Annotated in this window: 7 protein-coding genes; 4 read left to right on the top strand and 3 right to left on the bottom strand. The window is 39.1% G+C overall.

Annotated elements, in window-relative coordinates; translation table 11 throughout:
• Positions 1 to 954 precede the first annotated feature (954 nt).
• The 4 genes from mobC (at position 955) to HX743_RS15240 (ending at position 4,561) form a co-directional block, all read left to right on the top strand.
• Positions 955 to 1,362 carry a plasmid mobilization relaxosome protein MobC gene (mobC, locus tag HX743_RS15255; RefSeq protein WP_015061180.1) on the top strand — a complete coding sequence of 136 codons (408 nt, stop codon included), beginning with the start codon at positions 955 to 957 and terminating at the stop codon, positions 1,360 to 1,362.
• Complete coding sequence (locus tag HX743_RS15250; RefSeq protein ID WP_015061179.1) at positions 1,352 to 3,166, top strand: relaxase/mobilization nuclease domain-containing protein; 1,815 nt, start codon at positions 1,352 to 1,354, stop codon at positions 3,164 to 3,166. Before mobC ends, HX743_RS15250 begins: the two co-directional genes overlap by 11 nt.
• Before the next feature lie 48 nt (positions 3,167 to 3,214).
• Positions 3,215 to 3,760: a hypothetical protein gene (locus HX743_RS15245; RefSeq protein ID WP_000472319.1), complete on the top strand. Its 546-nt coding sequence runs from the start codon at positions 3,215 to 3,217 to the stop codon at positions 3,758 to 3,760.
• A gap of 132 nt (positions 3,761 to 3,892) precedes the next feature.
• Positions 3,893 to 4,561: an Abi family protein gene (locus HX743_RS15240; RefSeq protein WP_000423610.1), complete on the top strand. Its 669-nt coding sequence runs from the start codon at positions 3,893 to 3,895 to the stop codon at positions 4,559 to 4,561.
• A gap of 222 nt (positions 4,562 to 4,783) precedes the next feature.
• Here HX743_RS15240 and HX743_RS15235 read toward each other — a convergent pair whose 3' ends face one another.
• From HX743_RS15235 to HX743_RS15225, 3 genes are all read right to left on the bottom strand, one after another.
• Positions 4,784 to 5,335 (bottom strand): chlorite dismutase family protein, encoded by a 552-nt coding sequence (locus HX743_RS15235; RefSeq protein WP_178319624.1) that lies wholly within the window; start codon positions 5,333 to 5,335, stop codon positions 4,784 to 4,786.
• Between the two features lie 72 nt (positions 5,336 to 5,407).
• Positions 5,408 to 5,941, bottom strand: a complete 534-nt coding sequence (gene aadB / locus HX743_RS15230; RefSeq protein ID WP_010883707.1) for an aminoglycoside nucleotidyltransferase ANT(2'')-Ia — start codon at positions 5,939 to 5,941, stop codon at positions 5,408 to 5,410.
• A 90-nt stretch (positions 5,942 to 6,031) separates the two neighbouring features.
• Complete coding sequence (locus HX743_RS15225; RefSeq protein ID WP_002011386.1) at positions 6,032 to 6,718, bottom strand: pentapeptide repeat-containing protein; 687 nt, start codon at positions 6,716 to 6,718, stop codon at positions 6,032 to 6,034.
• Positions 6,719 to 7,197: the final 479 nt, after the last annotated feature.

Genomic DNA, 7,197 nt, shown 5'->3' with positions numbered 1-7,197 from the left:
AAAAAAATAATGGACAGGTCTCTTGCGAAATCTGTCCATTAGTTTTAAATTCGATGGGTACAGTTATTTGATGCTTGCAACATCAATTAACGAAAGATCGGCAGAGCTTGCAACTCATACTGATATTCACCTTAAAGGCTAGTACCACTATCTATTTTAAAGAATTAGAACAGTTTGACAAGCCTCAATTTGAAGTCCTTCGTTAATTCAGCAGTTTAAATCATCAAATAAGCACCTAACGGTCGAGCTTTATCTACTTCTGTGCGCCTTTTTTAAGGAAGATATGCGTTGCATGTGGAGGGAATAAGTGTCACTGGTGCATCGTAGCGATAGTCGCAAGGCTAAACCGCTTACAGGGGATCTCACATAGGCGGAGCGTTGGAAGTAGTTGTATAGGTTGGTTAAGTTGCATGTTGGAGTAATCCTCGCAGAGATACCACCATACTTCGACAGGGAGCGCGTGGGAGAAGGTGCAAAACCTTTAGTCCTTGTCTGCATGGTCAGCAAAACCATGTGCGGATACGACCGATGCGTGGCTCCGTCAGCCCAATTACAGGTTAATCGGCAATACTTAAGAGGATATTTGATTTTTTTAAATCAAAGCCTCTTAGGGAAAGTATTGCCGAAACTCTCTCAACGTTCACCATCAGCCCGAGCAAAGCGAGGGATGTGGGGACGGTGAGAAAGAGTTGAGCGCATTTGTTTTTACAAGATTCATGCCAATACCTACTAGAGTTTATATACCGTGTCATTTGATTAGTTTTTATTGAATTTCACTCGTCCATTTTTAAATAAGCAAGGATACACAGCTACCCCTATTTAACTTCGTTAAACAGTGATAGTCTGTGACCTTGATCAGGGGCTTCACCCCCGATACCCCCGAAAAGCTTTAAACAGAAAAATCAAAGATTTTCCAATTTAAAGCTTACAAAAGCCAAAGCAGGGTAGATTGAAATGTCAGGACAGGAACAAGAAAACAAACAGAGCAAAGCAGTTCGAGAACGAACCTTTAAAGTCAGACTTTCAGAATCAGAATATCAATTGCTCGATTCCAATAATCCTTATGGTTCGATTGCAAAGTTGCTTAGACAAGCAGCAGTAGAGAAAGCGACTAAAATTCATAATTCCAAAGCAGAAGATGACCAAAAAATTAAAGCAACAAAGGTTGTTGAATCTTCGTATAGCAAGACAGAGCGAGCGTTAATTTTAGAAATTAGTCGGATTGGTAATAATGTGAATCAGATTGCCAAAGCAGTAAATACAGATATTGCGGGTACTGGTGCTTTCGATAAAGTGAAATTACTTCATTTATTGATTTCAATTGATCAACAGCTTCGGGAGTTACGTCCAGATGATCGTTGATTTTTTTAGACATGGTTCAGGTTTATCAAAAGGTTGTATTGATTATTTATTGGGTGAAGATCGAGAGCGTGAACACGCACAAGTGCTTAGTGGTGATGTAGAGCTGACAGCACAATTGATTGATAGCAGTCCTTTTGCCAAAAAATATACCAGTGGTTGTTTGTCCTTTTATGAGCATGATTTATCTAACGAGGATAAACAGAAAATCATGCAAAATTTTGAGGAATGTTTATTTCCAGGACTGGATAAAGACCAATATCAAATTTTATGGGTGCAGCACCAAGACAAAATTAATCAGGACACAGGTGAGACAAGGCTTGAGCTTAATTTTGTGATTCCCAATGTTGAGCTTTCAACAGGCAAACGCCTACAGCCATTCTATGCGCCAGTCGATTTAGATCGAGTCGATCTATTTAAGCAGATCACCAATACCGAACATTCACTGTATGACCCCGATGATCCGGAGCATCGACAGCTATTTTTAAATAAAAAGAACCTGCCCAAAGATATTAAGGATTTTAAAGAGCAGTTACATCAACGTGTTTACCGAGCGGTTTCTAATGGGGAAGTTGCCGATCGGCAAGAATTGGTGCAATGGCTTGAATCGAATCAAATCAATGTCACCCGACAAGTAAAAAACTCCATATCCATTGAAAACCCGTATGAGGGCGCAAAACGTCCCATCCGTTTAGAGGGCGAGATTTATGAGCAAGGCTTTAGAGCTACTGGCGAATATCGACAAGAAGTACAACAACGAATTGAAGAATACAGAGGAACAACTTCTGAGCGGTATCGAGCAAACGTCACAGACTATCAGAGACAGCTTGAACACAAGAGCCAATATCACTGCGACCGCTATCCAACAGTCGGACGAGAAAATAGCCAAGAGCATTCAAAACAACGCCCAGACGGTCGAGAAGCAGTTAAGCCAGTATCAAACCTTGCTGCAATCGAAATTGAGCCATTTAACGCAATTAAACGAGCAAATACAGAGCCAAGAACAGCAAGCCCAGAATCAAGCCGTACAGAAAAAACTTACTATTTTGAATATGGGACTGATTTCAGCAGCAGTTATTTTGCTTATAGCGATTTTCTCGCTTGGTCTCGTCACCAAAAACAAGTACAGCGAGATGCAGACGCTAAATACAGTGATCAACGAGAAGCAAATGAGGGTCGACCATTTGAACCGATCGGGGGGCAGTTTGACGATCAGCACATGCAAGCGACCAGACAGCAAAGCACAGCGCCTATGTATTCAGATCAACAAGAACGCAGGCGAATGGCAGAACGGCTACATGATTCCAATGGGGTATTAAACGATGACCGAATTAGAAACACAATTATTGAGAATCATCGAAGAACAACAGCAACAATTAATGCAACAACAAGTGCAATTGCAGAAGCAACAGCAAGCTTTAGACACAATGCAAACCAAAATTATCCAAGCCTTGTCAGCACAATCAAAGACAATCAAGAGCGATCAGCAAAGCTTACAGCAAGCACAGAAATCATTAGCGACAATGCAGAAGCAATTTCACGAGCTAGAACGAAGTACAGCAAGCTATACCGAGCAGATCAATGGCAAAGTCCGAGAGATGAGCCTTATCACAGCCAACAACGAAGAAATTCTGGAGAGAATCTCAACCACACAGCATTCTGTCTCGTCAGAAGTAGCCAAAGCGCAGCAGAATTTGCTCGAAACATCCGAGATATTGAAAAAAATCTCGTCCAGATGAATGAGCGTAAACAAGAGATAGAAAAACCTCGACCTAAGCAAGATCGAGGTATGGATTTTGGGATGTAATTATTTTCTAGTATGTTGGTGTTTATTTCTTAGTATTAGCTTGTACTAATGTTTAAATTTAGCTATATTGAATGTAGTATAGGCTTGTTTATATATTTTGGTGGTGTTATGAATAATAACTGTGTAGTAGTACTAACTGCTCGTGGAAAGACTAGAATTTTAAAAGAAGGTGGTAGTCAGTCTTGGAGACTAAATGCTCATAATGCAGGAAAGTGCGATTATCTAGTTTGTGTGCAAAATAGGAAACAATCTTGGGGAGAACCAGAGGCTGATCATCACACTGCATTTTTAGTTGGCAAAATATCTAGTATCAGCCAATCTCAAGAAGAAGATGCAGATGGTAGATGGATAATAAATATCTCCGAATATGCTGATATATCTATTCCCAATATGTGGGATGGTAATCGGAATCCAGTTTCTTATAGTTCATTAGAAGAGATGAATATCGATTTGAATGAGCTGAAATTTACCAAATTAAATGAAGATAATTCTTCTAAAACACTGGATAAAATATCTATTCCTGAAGCTAAGAGACTATTAGCTAATTATTTTGATGTCCCTCAAGAAAATATTTCAATTACAATCAATATGTAAGCTTTTAATTGACCAAAAAAAGAAAAAAGCCTTTCACGTTAATGAAAGGCTTTTTTGAATCTTAGCGCTTGGGAGGGAAGATCTTAGATCCGCAGTCTCTCAAACTTACAACTATATATTAGGGTATATACGGTGGAATTGTCAAATGATGCAGTGCTTAAGATAGAGCAGGCTTTATCTATACCACGCTTATCTAAGTATGAAAATTTCTATAAAGATAAAGGTGAACCATATGAAAAATCTGATGTATTGATGCTTTATGAACGTAATTTAATAATTTCCAATAAGTTTTTTTACTTATTAAATTATTTTGAAGTTGTTCTGAGAAATGCTGTTGTTCAGGCAATAGAAATATCTTTTAGGTGTAATGAAACAAATAGTTGGCATGAAAATGAAGCTTTTATTCGAAGCCTTAGCCGTAGAGGGAGGTATAGCCCTAAAAGTATGTTTGATAGTGCTAAAGAGAAGTTCCCAGATTCGCCTAGTAAAATGATCCCTGAGCTTAAATTTGTATTCTGGCAAAAGATGCTTATGGCTAATTATGAAGAACGTATTTGGCAGGGATGTTTTAATTCTATTTTTCCTAATGCAACAGTTGAAAACAGGCAAATTTTTTACGATTGGACAGATCAATTACGTGAATTAAGAAACAGGATTGCTCATCATGAACCGATTATTTTTAACCGTAATCTAGAAAATGATTTAGAGGTTTTAACAAAATTTATTTACTGTCGTTGTATTAATACATACGATTTTATCGAGCAATCTGCATTAGATCTAAAAGAATATTTAGATTTTTAAGATAAGAATTTCACCCCAAACAATCGAAAGGTCAGACTATTTTGCAAATGTTGAATTAACAAGGTTAGTAGTAAAGCAGTAAATCCGATAACGGTAGCAGTGTTTCCTAACTACCCGCATAACGCGCAAGTACCCACAACAAAATTAAAAACTGAGACTACCTCAGAACCATCAAAAATAACACAACAATCGGCTGGGTACTTGTCGCTGTTGATGCGCAAGTTAGGCATTTTTCTCTAAGCGAATATCAATTTCACGATCAACAAATTGCCATTCTTTTGTTGATCGTAATTGCTTCAGTAACTTATTAAATAATTCTTTATGTTCAGGCGCGAATTCGAACCACGTTATAAAATCAAATTGTTCTCCAAGATCACGCGAATGATGCAATTGGCGAGCAATTTCTGGAAGATAATTTAATCCGATTTCAGTATGATGTGATTGCTCTTCAAAAATTGACCTACGTTCATCTTGAGACATAGACCACCATACTGCATTTTTCTTTATGGGAATAAGAGCAGCACATAAAGAACTATTTCTATTTAAACCCTCTTGTACTGATTGAAGTTTTACAATTTCATTTCGATTGGTGTAACGTACATTGCTCGTAAAGCCCTGCAATACCCAAGCACCTCTTGAAGCAAAATTAGCCGCAGGAGAATTAACAACTTCAATCCGTTGAACCAACTCAAGGGGAGAGCCGACAATTGTATCTTGTTTAGTTACAATCCAGTTCCCCGCACTACCCCCAACAAATGAATAATGATTTTTCATTGCTATATTTCCATGTATGCCTAACACCTGAGTTAAGCCGCGCCGCAAAGCGGCGTCGGCTTGGACGAATTGTTAGGCCGCATATCGCGACCTGAAAGCGGCACGCAAGACCTCAACCTTTTCCGCCCCGAGTGAGGTGCATGCGAACCTGTAGGACTCTATGTGCTTTGTAGGCCAGTCCACTGGTGGTACTTCATCGGCATAGTAAAAGTAATCCCAGATGATCGCCTCCCAGCTGTTACAACGGACTGGCCGCCCGGCGATGACACCCTCAGCCGCCTCTGGGCACGAGCCCTGCGGAGCCTCCGCGATTTCATACGCTTCGTCTGCCCACCAAGCAGGTTCGCAGTCAAGTAACTCATCCCCGATCTCCGCTAAGAATCCATAGTCCAACTCCTCCGTGACGCGCCCGCCGAGCATTTCAACTATTGCCTCGAGCTCGCCGCGCCTCTCGCCGGGAAAAGTCAGATCAATATCATCGTGCTTGCGTGTTACACGCCCTAGCCGTGCATCGATCGCCCAGCCCCCACCGATCCAGAGCGGCAGATTTCGCTCATCTGCCGCAGCTAGAATTTGGTGTATCAATGCGACCTGCGTTGTGTCCATGCGGCCTAACATAGTAAGCCCTCCCAGAATGTCAGTAATTAGACTATTAATTGAATTGTTACATCCAATAGTGAGCTCCCAGTGATTGTCTTAACTATCCAACCTTTCGATTGGATGGGGCAGAGCACCATTATTCTGTTTGAATGCGGTGTTAGTGTCAACTAGGTTCTTTATTTCTTCAAGGAGTTTGAAAGTGCTAAGTATTTTTACTTTACTTTGTTCCTCAATATAAATTTTTTTAAGACCATTTAGCAGCTTGTATTTGGATATTTTGGATAGGAGAATGAATAAGGTTGCGGTATTGATTCTTCCCCCTTTTAGATGAAGTAAACGGTTTTTTTGCAGTATTGGAATATTTCTATATTCTGTTAGTTGATCTTTTAAGTCATCAGGAATTTTCATTTCGTAAAAATTATATTTTTTAGAACAGTCTAATATCGAGTGATTTAGGCTTTCTGTATTTGTATTAATAAAAATGCATTTTTCAAATGTGCAATTTTTAAAGCGACAATCTCTAAAAATAGCAGCATAAAATACGCACTTTTTGAAGTGAACATTCGTAAACCTATTCTTATTTAAGATTACTCCTGAAAAATCAGATAAAACAATTTTTATATTTTTGAATGAACATGATCGTAGGCGGGATCCTCTCAAATTAACATTAAAAAATGTTTTATTAGAGAAACGTACTTTAGAAGAAATAGATTTGGCTAGGAGGCTATTTGAATACTTACGTTTTTCGATGTGCTTGTTATGAAATCTAGGAAGTTTTGACATTAATAGTCCAAAGAATAGGAATTTCAGCTTAATTCTTAGGTGTAATCAAAAAAAATAATGGACAGGTCTCTTGCGAAATCTGTCCATTAGTTTTAAATTCGATGGGTACAGTTATTTGATGCTTGCAACATCAATTAACGAAAGATCGGCAGAGCTTGCAACTCATACTGATATTCACCTTAAAGGCTAGTACCACTATCTATTTTAAAGAATTAGAACAGTTTGACAAGCCTCAATTTGAAGTCCTTCGTTAATTCAGCAGTTTAAATCATCAAATAAGCACCTAACGGTCGAGCTTTATCTACTTCTGTGCGCCTTTTTTAAGGAAGATATGCGTTGCATGTGGAGGGAATAAGTGTCACTGGTGCATCGTAGCGATAGTCGCAAGGCTAAACCGCTTACAGGGGATCTCACATAGGCGGAGCGTTGGAAGTAGTTGTATAGGTTGGTTAAGTTGCATGTTGGAGTAATCCTCGCAG

The organism is Acinetobacter sp. Swhac1 (genome assembly GCF_013390985.1).
GTDB classification, from domain to species: Bacteria; Pseudomonadota; Gammaproteobacteria; order Pseudomonadales; family Moraxellaceae; genus Acinetobacter; species Acinetobacter towneri.
The sequence above is the reverse complement of the archived record's forward strand: the minus strand, read 5'-3'. Positions and strand labels throughout refer to the sequence as shown.

Bases quoted from the DNA above. Each gene is read 5' to 3' on its own strand.
- aadB (WP_010883707.1), bottom strand. From the start codon at position 5,941: ATGGACACAACGCAGGTCGCATTGATACACCAAATTCTAGCTGCGGCA.
- HX743_RS15245 (WP_000472319.1), top strand. From the start codon at position 3,215: ATGTTTAAATTTAGCTATATTGAATGTAGTATAGGCTTGTTTATATAT.
- HX743_RS15250 (WP_015061179.1), top strand. From the start codon at position 1,352: ATGATCGTTGATTTTTTTAGACATGGTTCAGGTTTATCAAAAGGTTGT.
- HX743_RS15225 (WP_002011386.1), bottom strand. From the start codon at position 6,718: ATGTCAAAACTTCCTAGATTTCATAACAAGCACATCGAAAAACGTAAG.
- mobC (WP_015061180.1), top strand. From the start codon at position 955: ATGTCAGGACAGGAACAAGAAAACAAACAGAGCAAAGCAGTTCGAGAA.
- HX743_RS15235 (WP_178319624.1), bottom strand. From the start codon at position 5,335: ATGAAAAATCATTATTCATTTGTTGGGGGTAGTGCGGGGAACTGGATT.